Genomic DNA, 19,289 nt, shown 5'->3' with positions numbered 1-19,289 from the left:
TTTCTCATAGAAAAAGCTTATACTTTAACACAACTAAAATCTAGAACGATTAACGTGCCAATTATTTACCTTTATTTACGAAGTATGTTCCCTTTTCATTGTTTGCCACATTTTCTCTAAATTCTTTAGCTGCTTCAAATGTACGTAAATCAGATTTCAGTTCATTTTGACACGACTCGCACAATTTCCCTTTTGTCGTCAGGTGACCACAATTATCACAAGGATAACCTAAATTGGGGAAAAGGGCAGGATGAAGACGATTTTTCCGAACCCATCTATATAATAATTCTTGCTCAACACCCGTTGCTTCCACAATTCGTTCTACTGTTGCTGCACGGTTTTCTCGTTTACGTAAAAAGCGGTAAACGATTTCGTACATCTCCTCTTCTTTTTGTGCACATTTATGACAAACATCTCGAATACCCGTATAGTTGAAAAATTCACCGCAATTAGGACAATTTTTAATTTCAGCCATCATCGTTTCCTCCGTTACTAATAATTTATATACTATTCCATATAAATCATCGTCTATATTTCATTTTTATTAAACTCAATTCGTATTTTTTTATATTTCATCCTCGAATTAATGTAAATGCCGTTACGCAATTTGCCCCGTTGTCTAATAAAACTTTTTTACCATGTTGAATCGTAGTTCCAGTTGTATAAATATCATCAACTAAAATAAAATCCTTCCCTTTAACATCCATACCGTTCTTTAATCGGAAAATAGGGGGTGCTTTCAATCTTTGTTGCCGAGATTTTCCCCCTTGGGTTTCCGTCGTAATTTTTTCAAGATAATGAGTAAAAGGGACATTCGCTTCCTTTAACAATTCATCGACATGGGAAAAGGTTCTTTCCTTTAGTTTCAGGGGATGCATTGGTATAGGAACGATGACGGCTTTTTGTTTTGATAAATACATGTGAATTTGTTCTCTAAAAATTTTAGCTAAAATCACATCATGCAAAAACTTATAACGATGGAGGTAGTCTTTCATTGGATTATTATATCGGAAGAGAGAGATAACTGTTTTATCTTTGTTTTCATAAGGCTCAAACTTTTTTTCACAATCAAAGCAAATTGTTTTCGGAAAATGATTTGTTAATAGTAACTTCCAAGTAACAGGTTCGTTTAGCGGTGTGTTACATAAAAGACAATTTCTCACTTCAAAACGTTTCATTTTGATTCCTCTCCGAACCCTTCTTTATTTAGACGTATAATTTCATTTCGCGCTTCATCCATTTCCGCCGTAATTCCGTGATGAAAAAATACAATATCTCCTTTTGGAAATTGAGCATTCCGTCCAACACGACCACTTATTTGAATGAGAGCGCTGGATGTAAAAATTTTGGACTCAGCACCAACTACGGCAACTTGAATATTTTTAATTGTAATTCCTCTCTCTAAAATAGTAGTTGTTAGCAAACCAGGTACCTCTTCCTGTCGAAGTTGTAACACTTTTGATTTTCTTTCTACATCTTCTGCATGGACACTTTCGATTCGATTATCTAAAAGTTGAAAGAGGGGGGTTGCCTTTTGCATTAATTGAATAGTAGGAAAGAAAATTAAAAAAGGTTCTTTATTTCGTAGCCTTGCTTTCGTCCATTCCTCCAGTTTTGATGGAATTTTCCCCTTTTGCATTTTTTTATCGTAAGACCATAATGACTCAAACCTAGGTACTGGTAACGGGTAGCCATGATATCTTCTTGGAATAAAAGATACTCCCCATTTTTCCCGCTTCGCTTGAGATACAATTTGGGCAGAAGGGGTTGCTGTAACTAACACTATCGGAGCATCTTTCCTTTTCACTTTTATCACCGCTTGTTGAAGAGCACGGTCATACGTATAAGGAAAGGCATCCGCTTCATCCACAATAACGACATCAAACGCATTTTCAAAACGATAAAGTTGATGGGTTGTAGCTATGACAAGTTGGGAAAAACCTTGTTGTATAGGTGCATTTCCGTACAATGCATGTAAGTTTGTTTTCGGAAAAACCTTTTGAAAACGGGGATACAATTCTAAAACGACATCCGTTCGAGGGGTTGCAATACAAACCCGTTTTCCTTGTTTCAGGGCAAATTGAACGGCAGGAAAAAGAATTTCTGTTTTTCCCGCTCCACAAACTGCAAAGATTAAATGATTCCTACCTGTTTTTATACTTTCTTTTAATTGTTGGGATGCTTCCAATTGTAGTTCTGTATACGTCCCTTCCCACTGAAGTTCATGAGATAGACGATGATGTGGTTCTGGTCCATTCCATGTCAGTAAATCCGTGCAACTGCTTACTCTCCCCATATTTATACAGTGCCGGCAGTATACACATACCTTTTCACATCTTGCACAATTATAGTGAACAAATTCATACTGATTTGTATTTTGACATCGATGACAAATATAATATGGTCGTTGGAATAAACCTTTGCGAATAAAAGAAATACCAGGTTTTATATTGAAAAATTCTTGTTCTATATATTTTTCGATTTTGTCTTGTGGAAAAGGGGTATAATTCCTTGTCCATATTCGTCCTATGAAAAAATCTCGGATCTTTGATTCAACTACGATTCCTCTATAAATGAATCTTTTATTTACTTTACACAATTGATATTTCAATAGAATCACTCCTTCGTTTCGTTAAAGGTTATTATGAAAATTATTTTTGTATTGTATTGAAAATATCTTTCGTAAAATTTCAAGTAAATAAATATCCGCCTGTAAAACAGGCGGTTTTAGTAACGCCCTATAAGGGCTCCTTACTAACTGCCCCTAAAGGGGCTTTTTTAATTGACCGTCAACCGTATTTGTTCTTTAATCTCGTTTAAATGGGTCTATATATTCTCTACTCGTCATTTGATCACGTAATCGATCTTCAGCTTCTTGTTCCCTAATGTATTTTGCTACCGCTTTTTCGTTAAGACCTACTGTAGTGACATAATATCCTTTTGCCCAAAACGTTCGATTTCCGTGTTTATATTTTAAATTTGCATGTCTATCGTGAATCATTAAAGAACTCTTTCCTTTTAAATAGCCTACGAATTGTGATACGGATAATTTTGGAGGAATTTTAACCAGCATATGTATATGATCTGGCATTGCATGTCCTTCTATGAGTTCTACGTCTTTCATTTCACATAGACGTCTTAAAATCGCTCCGATGTCTTTTCTTAATTCACCGTAGATTACTTTCCTTCTGTATTTTGGTATAAAAACTATGTGATACTTACAATTCCATCTTGTGTGTGATAAACTATTGTCGCTCGACATTGAGCAAAACTCCTCTCGATTTGAATTTGGTTTGACGGCCATTTTCATTATATCGAGAGGAGTTTTTAATTCCATCTCCATTACCACTCTAAAAGTATATTTTCACACGTGCAGAGCACGTGGTTTTAAAAGAATTAATAAAAACAGTCTCTACTATACTGTAGAGACTGTTTTCAACTATTATTTAATTTTTAACTTTATATCTTTTTCACCCATCCAAGTCCGAGGGAACCATCTCCTAGATGAGTTCCTATAACCGGGCCAAAATAGCTTAAACGAAACTCAACATTCGAATATTTTCCAGCTAAATCATTCATCCAATCGCGTCCTTCATTTTCACAATTAGCATGAATAATTGTTGCGATTAGTTTGTCGTTTTCTGCAGCATCTTTAGCGAGTAATTCTTCCACACGTCGCAACGCTTTTTTCTTCGTACGGATTTTTTCAAAAGGAACGATGACTTTATTTTCAAAATGAAGGACAGGTTTTACTTGTAATAGCCCACCTACTAAAGCTGCGGCAGCGGAAAGTCTTCCGCCTCGTTGTAAATGAGAAAGATCATCTACAACAAAATAAGCTCGCATCACAGTTCTCATTTCTTCCAACGTGCTTAAAATTTGATCTGCTGTTGCGCCTTGCTGTGCCATTTCAGCAGCCTTAAGAACAAAATATCCTTGAGGGGAACAGGAAATTTCACTATCAAATGCATGCACTGTTATGCCTTCTACCATCTGACCAGCTTGTACAGCTCCTTGATATGTACCACTTATACCACTAGATAAGTGAATGGAAATTACCTCATCATAATCTTTCGCTAACTCTTCAAACAACTCAACAAATTTCCCAATAGGAGGTTGTGTTGTTTTCGGAAATTCTTTAGCACCGCGTACTTTATCATAAAATTGTGAAGCTGTAATCTCAACTTCTTCTTCATAACTACCATCTTCTAAATTAACGCTAAGAGGAATCATTCGAATGTTGTAGCGTGCTCTTTCTTCAGGCGTTAAATATGCTGTACTATCTGTAACGACTGCAATACTCATGAATATCCCACTCTCCTAATAAAAATTATATTACCTTATTACAAAATAGATGTGAACTCCCTAACCTCAATATAGTTATGGAATACTAGAAAACTGTTTAAAATTTATCCTTATGTTCTAGTAAAAAGAAAGCGTTCCGTATACTTAAACAAGTGTACACGAAACGCTATGATATTAAAGATAATTCCTAAAAACTAACTATTCGATTCGTTACCAATATAGTAAACGCTTGTTACTTTCCATGCACCATCTTCTTTTACAAAAACAGTAACTTGACGTCCACTACTTGTAAGTTCCGTATTTGTTTTAATCTCTGTCATTTTAATATCTAGATTAGCATATACTTGTGCTTCTTCTTCACTGTATTTGACAATCGTTATATCTGAAGGTGTTCTTTTAATATTATATTGATTAAAGGCAGTTTTTGCCGCTTCAATATCTTCCTCATATTCAAAACCTTGTGGATTTTTAGAAAGGGTTTTTGTATAACGATTGATATCCTTTTCATTAAAGGCTGCAATATATTCATTAAAAGCCTCAATGATTTGTTTTTCTTCCTTTTCCGGTACATCGGCTGCCTTTTCAATTTTATCGCCAAGTACTTCAAAACCTACCGTATTTTCACTAGCAGATTCAGTAACATTTTCATTATTTACTTCTTCATTATTATTACAGGCGGTAAGCATAAATAATGCTAACACCAAAATAAACCATTTTTTCATAAACTTTAAACCTCCCGCGCGAATATTGTAGCATAGTTGTCAAACTATGGCTAATTTCGTAAAAAAACATCGAATTTGTAACCAAATTTTATCATTTGTTACTGATTACCCGTTAGTAAGACGTTTCCAACTACTTTTAGTTTCCGTCAGTTTAACGTTGAGAACCTAACGTCTATCCTTCAAAATCGTATCTATTTTCACTTGTCGTTTTAAAAACTGAAAAAAACTAACAGTCTACTCTTAGTGGGAAATGACATATTTTAAACCTATAACCAAGTCTCTGCTAAAATGAACAAAAAAATTCCAATCAACAATACTGTTGATTGGAACCATTCAATATCAATTGTTGCCTTTAAATTATCTTACTTCTACCCAACCATTCTTAATAGCCGTAACTACTGCTTGTGTACGGTCATTAACGTTCATTTTTTGTAAAATACTTGATACATGGTTTTTAACTGTTTTCTCAGAAATAAATAATGTTTCACCAATTGTACGATTGGATTGTCCATCTGTTAACAACTGAAGAACTTCACATTCTCTTTTCGTAAGTAAATGGAAAGGACGGCGAATTTCAGTTTGATGGAAGTTCCCTTTATTTTCATGTTCGCTCAAACGACGGAACTCAGCTACTAAATTTTTCGTTACTTTTGGATGTAAATAAGAACCACCATTCGCAACTACTTTTATCGCTTCAACGATTTCATCTGCATCCATTTCTTTTAACATATACCCGAGGGCTCCAGATTTTAACGCATGTGTTACATAACTTTCATCATCATGAATGGATAGCATAATTACTTTTGCTTCAGGAAATTCTGCAATTAACTCTGCTGTTGCTTCCACACCATTTTTTCCAGGCATATTGATATCCATTAGTACTACATCAGGGAAATGATTACGGTATATATTCACTACATCCGTACCATCATCACCTTCTGCAACTACTTCAAATGAATCTTCGAAATCTAAAATTCGTTTAACTCCTTCTCGGAATAATTGGTGATCATCAATAATTATAATTTTCGTCATAAAATCCTTCCCCCTACAATAAATAACATCTTCGATTATTTCTCATTATTTAGTTTATTTCTGGAAATGGTATTTTAAAAAAGATTGTAGTCCCTTTACCGATTCCACTTTGAATTTCCATATTACCTTTTAATAGATCAATTCTTTCTTTCATTCCGATAATACCAAAAGATTGGTCTTTTACACTAGTTTTATCGAAACCTTTTCCATTATCTTTCACTAATATATTAACATATTTTCGAAGCCACTCTATTTTCACCCAAATTTCTGAAGCGTTGCCATGCTTTATTGCATTATTTACGCCTTCTTGTACTAATCGGAAAATAGATACTTCATAATCTGAAGGTAGCCTTTTTTCATTACTATAAGATTGGAAGTGTATCTCAAGACCTTTGTTATAGTCCATAATAGTTGACAAGTACTTTTTCAATGTAGGTACAATGCCTAAATCATCCAATGCCATAGGACGTAAATCGTAAATGATTCGACGTACTTCCGATAGAGCATCTCTTACAGTCATTTTTAACGCTGCTATTTCCTGTATTGCCGCTTCAATGCCCTTTTCTCTATAAGTTCGTTCAATTATATCAGAACGCATTAAAACGTTAGCCATCATTTGAGCTGGCCCATCATGGATTTCCCGTGATAAACGTTTTCTTTCTTTTTCTTGGGCTGCTATAATTTTAATACCAAAATCTTGCTTTATCTTAGCTTGTTCTAGTGCAGCGCTAACATTTTTCAAATCAGATGTTAAATAGTTCAACACTACGTTCACTTGATTTACAATGTGATCAGCACGATCGATTGTCTCGTATAATGTTTTTAATCTTAGTTCCAAATCATCTCTTTTTTCACGTAAACTCTTCTCTTCAGAACGAGTTAAAGATAATCGAATTTGAAGGTCATTTGCAGCTTCATAGGCTTCTCTTACCTCTTCTTCGGAATACTGATTAAAAAACTTGCTTACTAATACAAGACGTTGTTTAGCCATTTGGGTTCTTTTTTCTAAATGATCACTTTCTTCTATGATTATTTTAATTTTCTCTTTAATAATCTCTAGTTCTGCCTTCATTTCTTCAAAGCTTCTGCGGCTTTGTTCACTAATAATGAATATATCATTTTTAGAACTCGTGATGGTTTCAATCATTCGATTAAATATAACGTCAAGTGAACCTATGTCAACTTTATCGTTTGAAAACATACCTTTTCCCCAATCTAATTGGTGTTATTATTAAAACAATAAAAGTTTTTTAAATTGAAAACCAGTAGATGTAATTGTTTATAGATATTATAACATTTAAATAATTTTTTTTAAGTAAATATCTTACTATAGTATATTGCATTTTTTGTTAAAAAAAGGAGAAATTATAATGCGAAAAGACTATAAAACCGTAAAAGGATTTGGAGAACGGGAAATTGTTCTCTCAAAATCTCGTTTTATCGCCTATGTAAATAGGGCTGAATCGGAGGAAGAAGCGATAGAATTTATTAATTCCATCAAAAAAAAGCATCCGAATGCAACCCATAACTGCTCTTGCTATATGATTGGCGAGCATGATCAAATTCAAAAAGCAAATGATGATGGGGAACCTAGCGGAACTGCTGGCGTCCCTATGCTTGAGGTTCTAAAAAAACAAGGATTAAAAGATACAGTTGTTGTTGTAACACGTTACTTTGGGGGAATAAAACTCGGTGGTGGAGGATTAATTCGCGCATATGGTAAAGCGACAACTGAAGGAATCGCCGCTGCCCAAGTTGTTGAAAGAAAGTTACATCATGTAATGAAAATTTCCATAGATTATACTTGGTTAGGTAAAGTGGAAAATGAAATTCGAAACTCTCACTATCATTTAAGTGACATTCAATATGCAGACGCTGTTCATTTATTCGTTGATGTATTGCAAAAGGATGAAGAGACATTTACTAATTGGATTATTGAATTAACAAACGGTCAATCTTCTATTCATTGTGTCGATAAAAAATTTGTAGAATTCACCATATAAACCTATTAATTTTTGTTTTACTGATATTCGACATCATAGTATAATTAGTCGTATTGAATTATTTTTAATTTGCAGATTATTAATTTTATATTTTGACTAAGCTGAAAGTTTTACCAACAATACCTGACAATACGGTTCGACATACTAAATATGAATCCAATCGTAATGAAAATTGTGATTCCAACGTTTAGAGGAGAGTTTAGATGAAAAAATCAAGATCAGATATATATATTCAAAAGAGGAAACCGAAGAAGAAATTTTCTCGTTTTCTCAAAGTATTTTTAATAATAGCTGCCTCGCTTATCCTATGTGTAGCATGTTACGGTGTGTATTTAGTAAAAAAGGCAGAAAATGCTGCGAATCAATCCTACGAAAAAATTAACAATCGGGAATATTCCGAAATGCGTGAAGCAAAAGTTGAACCCCTTGAGGACAATGTTTCCATCTTATTTATTGGTGTCGATGACAGTGAAGCAAGGGAACAAGGATCGGACAATTCTCGATCAGACGCCCTTATTTTAGCTACATTAAATAACGAATCAAAAACTGTTAAAATATTAAGCATCCCTCGAGATTCTTACGTTTATATCCCATATGTAGGTTATAGTGATAAAATTACCCATGCCCATGCATTCGGTGGTACCCTTGCAACTATCGAAACAGTTGAAGAACTATTCGATATTCCGGTTGATTATTACGTAAGAATGAACTTTAATGCTTTCATCGACGTTGTCGATAGTTTAGGAGGAATCGATGTCGACGTTGATATCCCCTATGCCTTTTATGAAAGAGATGAAAATGACAAAAAGACGATTTATTTAGAACCTGGTTACCAACATTTAAATGGTAGTGAAGCACTGGCTTTAGCAAGAACACGTAAACACGACAGTGACATTATGCGTGGTAAACGTCAACAAGATATTATAAAAGCAATCGCAAAAAAAGCAACTTCAGTAACATCCATTACAAAATATGATGATGTCATCGATGCCATAAGTAACAATATGAAAACAGATATGACATTTAGTGAAATGAAAACATTTATAAATTATTTCTCAGAAGGGGTACCAGAAATTGAATCTTTAAATTTAGAGGGCTCCGATGATACATCTTCAGGTACATATTATTACCAACTAGATGAAGAATCAATAAATGAAATTTCACAAATTTTAAAAGGAAGTCTTGGTTTAATTCCAGATACATCTAATCTCTCTGAAAATAGTTCTGAGACTAGCGTTACAGAGACAACTTCTAATTCAAATCCATAAACAAATGATTATAAACTCCCAATATATATATTCGATTGGGAGTTTTTCTCTCCTATCAACTCATTAATAACCTAATATCGATTAAATAATAAAGAAAACAAGCTACTAACATTGAACGCTTTCCGCTCTAAAGTAGTAGCTTGTTTTTTATGTTTTATAACTATAGTAAGAACTTACTTATGTAGCTAATTCTTGTCTGCCAGAGCAAACAATTCAAATCATTAACAACTCAAAATAAAAGCTACCACTTCGAATAGCTTAACGTTCTGAAGTAGTAGCTTATTTTCATATGTTTTGTAATTGTACTCATTTATTAAACAGCTTTGCTAGATTGATTAGTGGGCGATAATTCTTTCCTGCTAGCCCGATTACTTCTACAAACAATTCAATCAGCACTAAAATAACTGCAATAAGGAAAATGGCACCCCATAATTTTGCAACAGAGATCGTTATAGCCGCTAGTCCAAACAGTGTGGCAATTCCATAAATGAGTAAAACCGTTTGACGATGAGAAAAACCTAACCCAATTAAACAATGGTGTAAATGGGATTTATCAGGAGCAGTCCACTTTTGTTTATTGCGAAAACGGCGGACAATTGCAAAGAATGTATCAGAAATTGGTACACCTAGCATAATGACCGGAACAATAAATGAGAACATAGTTACTCCTTTAAATCCGAGTAAAGAAAGTACTGATATCATAAAACCTAAAAATAAGGCTCCGGTGTCACCCATAAAAATTTTAGCTGGATAGAAGTTATGGAATAAAAAGCCGATTGTGCTACAAGCTAAAATAGCTGCTGTGGCAACAACAAACATATCTCCCAAAATAAAAGCCATACATGATAAGGTCACAAGAGCAATTGTAGAAACACCTGCTGCAAGACCATCTAAACCATCAATTAAGTTAATTGCATTTGTAATCCCAACAATCCATATAATGGTGAATGGAATACTAAGTAGTCCAAACTCTAATTTACCACCAAAGGGCAAATTGATAAAATGAATTTGAATATCTCCAACAAATACAATAATAAAAGCAGCGATTAACTGGCCAATTAATTTTGACTTCGCTGAAATTTCAAACACATCATCCAACATACCTGTTAGAACAATAATTGTAGCACCTAAAATAATTGCAATTGGCATTACATATGAATTATCCCCATCCGGTAAGGGTCTTAAAATAGCTAGTCCCACTAAAAATGCAATAAATATTGCTAAACCACCAAGTCGAGGCATTATTCGCGAATGGACTTTTCGATAGTTTGGCGCATCTACTGCACCGATACGAAATGCTAAACGTTTCACAAGTGGAGTAATTAAAATGGCAACGATAAATGCCATGACTAAAGACACGTAAATCATGTCTCTCCTCCTCAAGAGTAATATATATGCAGTCTAAATCTAAATTATTATACCATGAATTAGTACTAATAATAACTACTATTCATTACAAAGAATAAACAAATAAATTAAATTATTTTAACAGGTTCGATCAGTATCCTTTCATATTATTTTCACCACTCTTAAAGATCTTCATACCATTTTACAATGAAGAAACCCATTCATTAATTTTTGTTTCTTTGAACCATATTAAGGAATTTTAATATTAAAAGAAACCTTTGAATTTTTAATTTTAAGTAAAAATAATGTGAATTTTTCCAACAAATCCAACCAAACTAATTATTTGACGTTTTTTAAAACCGAAAGTTACACTGTCGCAAAAAAATTTACAAAACCAATAGTAAGAAGGATTTTCCGTATTCTTACCTTTTCCAACCTATTATTTACAATCCTTTAACAAAATAAATAAAGTATTTAATTTATCGACAAAATGTGATAGAATTCATCATTGTGTATAAGAATATAATAAATTTTTTGAAAGTTTTTGCTTTTCAATTAAGAAAGGAATTTGTAGTACAATGAAGTTTTTAAAAGAAAACCTTGCAGTAGGATTTATGCTCTTCGCATTATTCCTAGGTGCTGGAAATATTATTTTCCCTCCAGAATTGGGACAAAATGCAGGTACAGAATTTTTACCATCCATTATTGGTTTCCTAATTACAGGAGTTGGGTTACCATTAATTGGAATTGTAGCAGTCGCTAAAAACGGCGGTGACTTACAACTCGTTGCAAATCGAGTACATCCGGTCTTTAGCCTTATTTTTACTTCTATTATTTATTTGTCCATTGGTCCGCTGTTCGCGATTCCACGTACTGGAGCCGTTACATATGAAATCGGTATCGCTCCGTTTTTATCGGACTCGGCCCAATCTAGTTGGATTCCATTGTTCATTACATCATTACTTTTCTTTGGAATCGTACTTTATTTATCATTAAACCCAACGAAATTAGTAGATCGTATTGGAAAAATATTAACACCTGCATTATTACTTATTATCGCTTTACTTGCAGTAAAATCATTTATTACACCGATGGGAGAATTCGGTTCACCCCATGGTGTTTATAAAACAAAGGCGTTCTCTGAGAGCTTTATTCAAGGTTATTTAACAATGGATGTTTTAGCTTCCCTTGTGTTTGGTATTGTTATTGTTCAATCGTTACAAGCAAAAGGCATTATGGAGCGTTCTAAACAAGTAACGATTACAATATTCTCTGGTATTGTTGCCGCAATTGGTTTAGCATTCGTCTATATTTCATTGGAATATATCGGTGCGACAAGTATTGATTCAATCGGTTATTTAGGTGATGGTGGAAGCATTATTGCAGAATCTGCGCGAGTTTTATTTGGTAACGCGGGAAATGTCATTTTATCTTTAGTCATTATTTTGGCTTGTATTACAACGGCTGTTGGACTTGTTTCTGCTAATGCTACATTTTTCAATAAACTATTCCCAAAAATACCTTATAAATTATTAGTCATTATTTTTACGTTCTTTAGTCTTTTCATTTCAAACTTCGGGCTAGAAAAATTAATAGCAATTACTTTACCAGTACTAATGTTTATTTACCCAATTGCCATCGTTTTAATGTTCTTAGTCATGTTTGACAAACTATTCAACCGCGCACCGATCGTATATATCCTAGCTTTAATTGCGACGGCATTCGTTAGTATTTATGACGGAATTAAAGCAGCTGGATTTGAAATTTCATGGTATGAACATATTTTAAAGTTATTACCTCTTTACGACCAAAGTATCGGCTGGTTAGTTCCTGCAATTATTGGAATGCTCATTGGATGGTTTATTCAATTATTAAGTAAATAATAAAAACCTCTCCTATTATGATATGCCCCGTAAAAGTTAGACACCAATCTAACTTTTACGGGGTGTTTTTTATGACTAAAATTACAAAAGATGAAAAAATACGAATATTATTACGTTATGTAAATGGACAAGAAAGTGTAAAACAAATTGCTAGAGAAGAAGGTGTAATCGTATCTGAATTAACTTCTTGGATTCGTTTATACGAACAACATGGTGTGGAAGCCTTTATGAAATCATATACAAGTTACTCTGCAGAGTTTAAAATGGATGTACTTAATTATATGAATGAAACGGGTACGTCCTCTATTGATGCAGCTGCTATTTTCAATATTTCATCTTCAAAATTAGTTCGAAAATGGCGTAATCAATTTGAAACAGGTGGATTTGATGCCCTCAATTCAAAGAAAAAGGGGCGTCCATCCATGAATAAATTAAACAAGAAGACATCGAAATCGGTTCCAGCTGATGGTTCTGTAGAGGCACTTGAAGCACGCATTAAACAGCTAGAAATGGAGAATGCGTATTTAAAAAAGTTGAATGCTTTAGTTCAGGGACAGGAAAAATTACAAATAAAATCAAAGCGCAAGTAATTTTTGAACTAAAGCACATTTATGATGTCGTAGAATTAGTTAAAGTCGCAAATATTCCTCGAAGCACTTATTATTATTGGGAAAAGCGAATGAATCGTGAAGATAAATATGCCGAAGTTAAGGAGGCAATTCAATCAATATATCACGAACACAAGGGGCGTTATGGTTATCGTCGTATTGCGAGTGAATTGAAAAAATACGGATTCCAACATGATCCAAAAACAATCAACCGTTTCATGAATGAATTGGGATTAAAATGTCTGGTAAGAATGAAGAAATATCGTTCTTATAAAGGACAAGTTGGTCGAATTGCACCAAATCTATTAGAACGAGATTTCAAAGCAGAGAAAATGAATGAAAAGTGGGTAACTGATGTAACAGAATTTCATTTATTTGGTGAAAAACGCTACCTATCTCCTGTGATGGATTTATGTAATGGTGAAATTATCGCTTATATACTGATGAAAAGACCTGTATATAAACTTGTATCAGATATGCTTGATCAGGCGTTAACACGTCTTCAAATAGGAGATGAAGTGATCCTACATTCAGATCAAGGATGGCATTATCAGATGAAACAATATCAGAAAACACTCCAAAAACACGGTATCAAGCAAAGTATGTCCCGCAAAGGGAATTGTCTTGATAACGCAGCAATGGAGAGTTTCTTTGGCATCTTAAAATCTGAACTATTATACTTGCAAGAGTTTAATAGTATCGAACATTTTGAAGAAGAATTAAGGTTATATATTGAGTACTATAATTACAAACGAATGAAGGCAAAATTAAAAGACCTAAGCCCGGTAGAATACCGAACAAAGGTCTTGGAAGCCGCCTAACAAAATATGTCTAACTTTTTTGGGTCAGTTCATTAATTAATATAATGGGAGAGGTTTTTTCATTTTATTACAGTCCATCTATGTTGCATAGGATAGTAATTCATCCTTTACAAAGTAAATCGATAAAAGTTCTTCCGTTAATTGATCCACGGTTTTTTTATTTGTCAGTAATAGCGTAAAGGTTAAACGCTCAATAGAACCTACTAAGCTTTGTGACACAATATGTATATCCATCTGTTCTAACTTACTAAAATACTGTTTTTGTTTCTCTAAAATATATTCAAACTTTTCAACTAATCTTTCTTTCACTAAATACGACCCTTCCGATTGATACAATCCTATTTTCGTCAATAATGGATTTTCAGAAAAATATTGTAAAAGGTTTCCGATTACTTGATGAAAATGGGCTTCATTTTGACCCGGCTGTTCTTCAAAAAGGCGAAATAAATCGACTTGGAATTGTTCATTTAAATCAATAAATAAAGAATCTTTACTATCAAAGTATAAATAAAATGTAGGTTGAGTCACATTGGCTGCTTTAACAATGTCACTAATTTTCGTTTGATAATAACCATTTGATGCGAAAAGTTCAATCGCCTTCTCACGTAGTAATTGTTTGCTTCTTTCACCGTTTGAATTCACTTTTCTTCCACGCGCCATTTTACCTAATCCACCTATCCTATTAAAATACTTACAGACAAATAATGATTCCAATCTTTAGCAATATTATATAATAGTTATAGAGGATAATAAAGACTTTAGACTTATATAAAATTACAAAAGTTCTATTTAAATATTTGATTTAATTATCGCTTCTAAAATGTATTAGTCCAATTAACCTAAAATAAACATAAAATAAAACGCCTTTTAAAAGGCGTTTTATTTTATGTTTATTTTATGACGTTTTAAAAACTTTCTTTTTAATAACAGCCAAGAAATCCTTCATTTCTTTTATTCCCAACAAGAAATAAGAGCCTACCGTAATGACAACAAATATGAATACTCCAACGATAAATGTTATCCATTTACTATCGAATGTGAAATACTTGCTTGATAAATAAAGAACAATACCTATCAAAATAAAGGAAGCAATTGATTTGAATAAATTAGAATTTTTATCCGAAATAAGTTTTAAACTATATTTAAAGTTCGCATATATCATTAACATGATTGTATTCGTAACAGAACTTATAAACGTTCCCCATGCTATCGCACTAACTCCAGATCCTTCAGCAAATAAATACATAACCGCAATATTGACTACAAATACATTGATAATACTAAAAATGACTGGAGCCATCGAGTCACCTTTTGCATAATAAAAACGAGTTATATATGTATTAGCCGCTAAAAAGAACATGGATAATACAAAAATTTGTAATACTGGTGTCGTAATAGCTGTACTTTTCTCAGTAAATTTTCCATATTCAAAAATGACTTGAATTAAATTTTCTCCATAGAAGAAAGAATAGATTGAAACAGGTATTAAAAGTAATAATAAATAATGTAACCCTCTACTATATAAACTTTTAATGGATGAATGATCATCTTCGGCTTCTTTTCTACTTAATATCGGATAAATAACTGTCGTTACAGCTGTTATTAAAATTGCTTGTGGAAATTGGGTTAATCGAGAAGCATAGTTCACAACGGAAATAGCATTTTCTCCTAGGCCAAGTAATCCAACGAAAAAACGTTGCAACATAGCATAAATTTGTATCGTTCCCCCGCCTATTGCAATCGGGACAACCATTAACCATAATTCCTTTGTTGTTTGATCCTGCTTAAAGGAAAGACCAACTTGGTAGGTATCCAATTTTCGGTATCCAATAATAAGGAAATAAATCATAACAATTGCACTTGCAAAAGCACTGATACCATAGGCAATAGGTCCAACGAATAATGATAATCCTACTGCTATAAGTAAAAAACTTATATTATAAATTAATATTGAAATACTAGATAAATGAAATTTATTATGAACATTTAATAATCCACTATACCAAGATGCTAAACATAACAGAATGGAAGAGGGCATCATCCAATAAAATAGATGCTTCGATAATTCGAAACCTTCTCGACTTATTTCAAACCCTGAATCACGGTAAAATAAATTAATAATTGGTTCTGTAAAAAATAGAACTATCAGTGTCATGACAGACACTGAAATAAGAACAATAGTAAAAGATTGTTTGACAAATAATGCTTGGTTCGTTGACTTTTTATTATAAAGGGATATAACGGCAGTCGTAAAAGCCCCACCAATTACTAAATATAAAAAATTAGGGAAATTATAAGCGGTAAAAATACTATCAGAGGCATAGGATACCCCATATTGATAACCAATTACCATTTCCCTCAGGAAGCCGAATAGTCGAGCAGCAATATTAATAATTGCAACGGCTCCAACAATTTTTAAAAATTTATTCATGAGTTGGAACCACCTTTAACCGTTGATTCGTAGAGATTAATCACTGTTTTTGTAATTTCTTTCACATCGTGAAGATGCAATATTTCCTTCGCTGCTTCTTCATTGTAATATTGTTCTTTTGGCGTATGTAAAGCCCGAATCATTTCATCCGTTAATGCCCCAGGATTTTTAGCTTCAACTAGATGGCCTGTCCCATTCTCTAATAAAGAAACGAGACCGCCAACACTGGAAGCAATAACAGGTGTACCAGATGCGATAGCTTCCAATGCTACTAATCCGAACCCTTCTATATGGGAAGGTAATACAAATACATTACTTGCTTGGAACCATTTCACTAATTCCTTTTGTTCTAACGGGTCAACTAATACAACGGTGTCATCAATATAAGGTTGAATTTGATGAATGAAGTTGCCATCCCTTCTTGAACCAATGAGTACTAATTTAACTGATTTTCCGGTTCTTTTCTTTACTTGTTGAAATGCTTGCAACAATTCTTCTATACCCTTTTGTTTAATGACATTTCCTACAAATAAATAAATAAAATCGTGTTGATCCAGTCCTAGTTGTCCTCTTACTAATGAAAGATTACCAGGCTGGAACACTTCCCGGTCAACTCCCATACTACAAACAGTAATTTTATCGCGTGGAATTTTATATTCTTCTTCTATTTGCTTTGCCAAAACGGGACCGACTGCAATAATAGCGCTACTTTCTTTTAATATGCTTTCAGTCCATTGACGTATTTTTGCATTTTTCTTTGCCATTCGTTCAATATCCCCACCGTGGGCTGTAACAATATAAGGAATATGAAATATTTTTTTTAAAAGTAAAGAAAACATTCCTGATGGAAAAACATAATGGGCATGGGTAAGGGATATTTGTTTCCGATATTTTATCGCTTTCTTAATAATATTTACTCCCCATTTACAGTACTTTACAATCGTTTTCTTTCTTCCTGTTTCAGGATCTTGGTTAACCGCTACGATTACATCTAAATCTTCATTTCGAAGGGCTTCTACCTGGTTTTTTACAAATATCCCAAAAGATAAATGTTTACTAGAAGGATACATGTTACTAATTACGAATATTTTTTTCATCAGTCCTTCACGCCTTTTCATCAATTCTTTACATACTTTTACACAATTATTGAAAACAACTTAATATTTTCCTTATAAAATAAACATGTCTCTGTTTTCTTTATGCTTTATTAATACATAATAAAAATCTTTGGGACAACTTTAAAATTTTTTCATTAAATTTCAAAAAACTGTAATATCAGTTTACTAGCCTTATTTTTTTCTGTCCAACGTGTGCTAAGGCATTACTTTTCCTAAATATGTATAATGTTTAGAGAATGTAATAATTACCCACAATATGATTAAGATTAAGAAAGGAATTTTCAAATGCAACTTACCAAGCAAAACTTATTTTCAAAAGATTTCCTTCAAATTTTCATTTTATTAATTTTTACATTTGCTGTACTTGCACTCCCATCTAAAGTAACGATTATATTAACAACTTTAGTTTTTATCATTTTCGCTTTTATAAAACCTTTTGAAAGTATTTTATATTTAGTTATTTATGTAGCGATTCGTCCATTTTTGATTGAAGTCAATTCCGGTATGAAATATATCGGTGACATCATTACGTTTATTTTATTAGTAAAATGCCTTATTTCAAGTAAATTTGATATGAAGAATTTATTAAAATTTAAATTATTTGAATGGGCATTCTTTATCTTTTTACTATTCGGTGCGTTAATCGGCTATTTAAATGGGGTTAGTGTTGGAGCAATTTTATTCCAAGTCCGTACATTTATCATTATGTACTTTATTTATTTCTTCCTCTCTAGAAGTCAATTACCAATCAACTTTATGGCAAAGTTAGCCTGGACAGGTGTAGGTTTAGGTTGGTTATTAGCATTGCATGGTATTATTGAAAAAATTTCTATACGCCAATGGTTACTACCTTACAACTGGAAACATATGGCGCTATCTCCGGAGAATATATCTAGAATTTATGGATTAGTAGGAAATCCAAATTCATTAGCACTTGTTTTAATGTTTTGTATTATTTCCGTTTTTGTATTAAAGCATTTGTTTAAAAACAATGAATATAAAATTTCCTTAAATATAAGTCTCGTGCTCTTTATGGGGATCTTTATTCTAACGTTCTCTAGAGGAACATTGATATCTGCCGTTGTATTAGGAGTCACTTACATTTTATTATCTAGACAGTTCTATTTAATTAAACAAATTGCAATTAGTTTAATAGCATCTGTTCTCCTCGTTTACTTCCCTATCATTGGAGGGGTGAATTTAGCTCAATCAATGGGTGTAGAAGCGCCGGAAGGAATTGCTGGTGGTATCGGGGAACGTTTTAATCAAACAATCGATGAAAAAAATATTGAGCTTATGGTTTCCAATGGGCGAGTTTTTTATATAACAAAAGGGTTCGAAATTTTTAGTGATCATCCAATCACAGGGACAGGATTCGGTACTTTTGGAGGTGCCGCTACCCTTTCCTACGGATCACCTATTTACGAGGACTATGGAATCGATTTATCGATTTATTATAATAATAAAATCTATTCCGATAACCAATATATTCAAATTATCGCTGAAACCGGATCAATTGGTGTCATTTTATTTGCGATTTTCTTAATTTCCATGGTAATACTGTTTTGGAAAAGAAAGAATACAAGTTTCGGGCAATTTATGATCGCATTATGGTTATCTACAGGATGTTCAGGAGCTTATTATAATATTTGGGAATTAAAAATTTACACTTTAATCTTCTTCATTATTTTAGGAATATTTGCTGTACAAAATAAACTATATAAACAATACTCATTGAATTAAACAGCTTT

17 protein-coding genes are annotated in these 19,289 nt (G+C 33.0%); 5 read left to right on the top strand and 12 right to left on the bottom strand.

What is annotated here, in order from left to right; genetic code table 11:
- Window positions 1–61: 61 nt before the first annotated feature.
- The 8 genes from MHH69_RS04205 to MHH69_RS04170 all read right to left on the bottom strand — a co-directional run bounded on the left by MHH69_RS04205 (window position 62) and on the right by MHH69_RS04170 (window position 7,260).
- Window positions 62–475 (bottom strand): TIGR03826 family flagellar region protein, encoded by a 414-nt coding sequence (locus MHH69_RS04205; RefSeq protein WP_122971071.1) that lies wholly within the window; start codon window positions 473–475, stop codon window positions 62–64.
- 97 nt (window positions 476–572) lie between these two features.
- The gene (locus tag MHH69_RS04200) at window positions 573–1,178 is read right to left on the bottom strand and encodes a ComF family protein (protein ID WP_122971072.1); all 606 of its coding nucleotides are present in this window, start codon (window positions 1,176–1,178) and stop codon (window positions 573–575) included.
- Window positions 1,175–2,611 carry a DEAD/DEAH box helicase gene (locus tag MHH69_RS04195; RefSeq protein WP_341361798.1) on the bottom strand — a complete coding sequence of 479 codons (1,437 nt, stop codon included), beginning with the start codon at window positions 2,609–2,611 and terminating at the stop codon, window positions 1,175–1,177. Before MHH69_RS04195 ends, MHH69_RS04200 begins: the two co-directional genes overlap by 4 nt.
- A gap of 195 nt (window positions 2,612–2,806) precedes the next feature.
- The gene (gene tnpA, locus MHH69_RS04190) at window positions 2,807–3,262 is read right to left on the bottom strand and encodes an IS200/IS605 family transposase (RefSeq protein ID WP_341362949.1); all 456 of its coding nucleotides are present in this window, start codon (window positions 3,260–3,262) and stop codon (window positions 2,807–2,809) included.
- A 197-nt stretch (window positions 3,263–3,459) separates the two neighbouring features.
- Window positions 3,460–4,305: a DegV family protein gene (locus MHH69_RS04185; protein ID WP_341361797.1), complete on the bottom strand. Its 846-nt coding sequence runs from the start codon at window positions 4,303–4,305 to the stop codon at window positions 3,460–3,462.
- Window positions 4,306–4,499: 194 nt separating this feature from the next.
- Window positions 4,500–5,027, bottom strand: a complete 528-nt coding sequence (locus MHH69_RS04180; RefSeq protein ID WP_122973618.1) for a nuclear transport factor 2 family protein — start codon at window positions 5,025–5,027, stop codon at window positions 4,500–4,502.
- Window positions 5,028–5,384: 357 nt separating this feature from the next.
- The gene (locus MHH69_RS04175) at window positions 5,385–6,059 is read right to left on the bottom strand and encodes a response regulator transcription factor (RefSeq protein WP_122973619.1); all 675 of its coding nucleotides are present in this window, start codon (window positions 6,057–6,059) and stop codon (window positions 5,385–5,387) included.
- 49 nt (window positions 6,060–6,108) lie between these two features.
- A complete protein-coding gene (locus MHH69_RS04170; RefSeq protein ID WP_341361796.1) occupies window positions 6,109–7,260 on the bottom strand; it encodes a sensor histidine kinase in 1,152 nt (383 codons plus the stop codon).
- Window positions 7,261–7,429: 169 nt separating this feature from the next.
- Here MHH69_RS04170 and MHH69_RS04165 point away from each other — a divergent pair, with 169 nt between their 5' ends.
- Both MHH69_RS04165 and MHH69_RS04160 read left to right on the top strand, forming a co-directional pair.
- Window positions 7,430–8,062: a YigZ family protein gene (locus MHH69_RS04165; RefSeq protein ID WP_122973621.1), complete on the top strand. Its 633-nt coding sequence runs from the start codon at window positions 7,430–7,432 to the stop codon at window positions 8,060–8,062.
- A 203-nt stretch (window positions 8,063–8,265) separates the two neighbouring features.
- Complete coding sequence (locus tag MHH69_RS04160) at window positions 8,266–9,330, top strand: LCP family protein (protein WP_341361795.1); 1,065 nt, start codon at window positions 8,266–8,268, stop codon at window positions 9,328–9,330.
- A 306-nt stretch (window positions 9,331–9,636) separates the two neighbouring features.
- Here MHH69_RS04160 and MHH69_RS04155 read toward each other — a convergent pair whose 3' ends face one another.
- Window positions 9,637–10,698 (bottom strand): glycosyltransferase family 4 protein, encoded by a 1,062-nt coding sequence (locus MHH69_RS04155; protein ID WP_341361794.1) that lies wholly within the window; start codon window positions 10,696–10,698, stop codon window positions 9,637–9,639.
- Window positions 10,699–11,255: 557 nt separating this feature from the next.
- On the opposite strand from MHH69_RS04155, the gene brnQ reads away from it, so the two are divergent.
- Together brnQ and MHH69_RS04145 are read left to right on the top strand one after the other, a co-directional pair.
- Complete coding sequence (gene brnQ / locus MHH69_RS04150) at window positions 11,256–12,560, top strand: branched-chain amino acid transport system II carrier protein (protein WP_122973624.1); 1,305 nt, start codon at window positions 11,256–11,258, stop codon at window positions 12,558–12,560.
- 71 nt (window positions 12,561–12,631) lie between these two features.
- A protein-coding gene (locus MHH69_RS04145; RefSeq protein WP_341361539.1) for an IS3 family transposase occupies window positions 12,632–13,989 on the top strand; the annotation gives its coding sequence in 2 pieces (ribosomal slippage) (window positions 12,632–13,085 and window positions 13,085–13,989; 1,359 coding nt in all).
- 78 nt (window positions 13,990–14,067) lie between these two features.
- Here the strand turns inward: MHH69_RS04145 and MHH69_RS04140 are convergent.
- The 3 genes from MHH69_RS04140 to MHH69_RS04130 all read right to left on the bottom strand — a co-directional run bounded on the left by MHH69_RS04140 (window position 14,068) and on the right by MHH69_RS04130 (window position 17,517).
- Window positions 14,068–14,649, bottom strand: coding sequence for a TetR/AcrR family transcriptional regulator (locus MHH69_RS04140; protein ID WP_122973421.1), 582 nt, complete (start codon window positions 14,647–14,649; stop codon window positions 14,068–14,070).
- 235 nt (window positions 14,650–14,884) lie between these two features.
- On the bottom strand, window positions 14,885–16,420 hold the full coding sequence (murJ, locus tag MHH69_RS04135; RefSeq protein ID WP_341361793.1) for a murein biosynthesis integral membrane protein MurJ: 1,536 nt from the start codon (window positions 16,418–16,420) through the stop codon (window positions 14,885–14,887).
- Window positions 16,417–17,517, bottom strand: coding sequence for a glycosyltransferase (locus MHH69_RS04130; RefSeq protein ID WP_158599735.1), 1,101 nt, complete (start codon window positions 17,515–17,517; stop codon window positions 16,417–16,419). Before MHH69_RS04130 ends, murJ begins: the two co-directional genes overlap by 4 nt.
- 306 nt (window positions 17,518–17,823) lie before the next feature.
- Between MHH69_RS04130 and MHH69_RS04125 the strand changes: the two genes are divergently transcribed.
- Entirely contained in the window at window positions 17,824–19,281 is a 1,458-nt protein-coding gene (locus tag MHH69_RS04125) for an O-antigen ligase family protein (protein ID WP_122973424.1), read from the top strand.
- Window positions 19,282–19,289 lie beyond the last annotated feature (8 nt).

It is taken from the genome of Ureibacillus sp. FSL E2-3493, from assembly GCF_038077515.1.
Classification (GTDB): Bacteria; Bacillota; Bacilli; order Bacillales_A; family Planococcaceae; genus Ureibacillus; species Ureibacillus halotolerans.
Note: the sequence above shows the minus strand (reverse complement) of the source record. Positions and strands in the feature narration are given on the sequence as shown.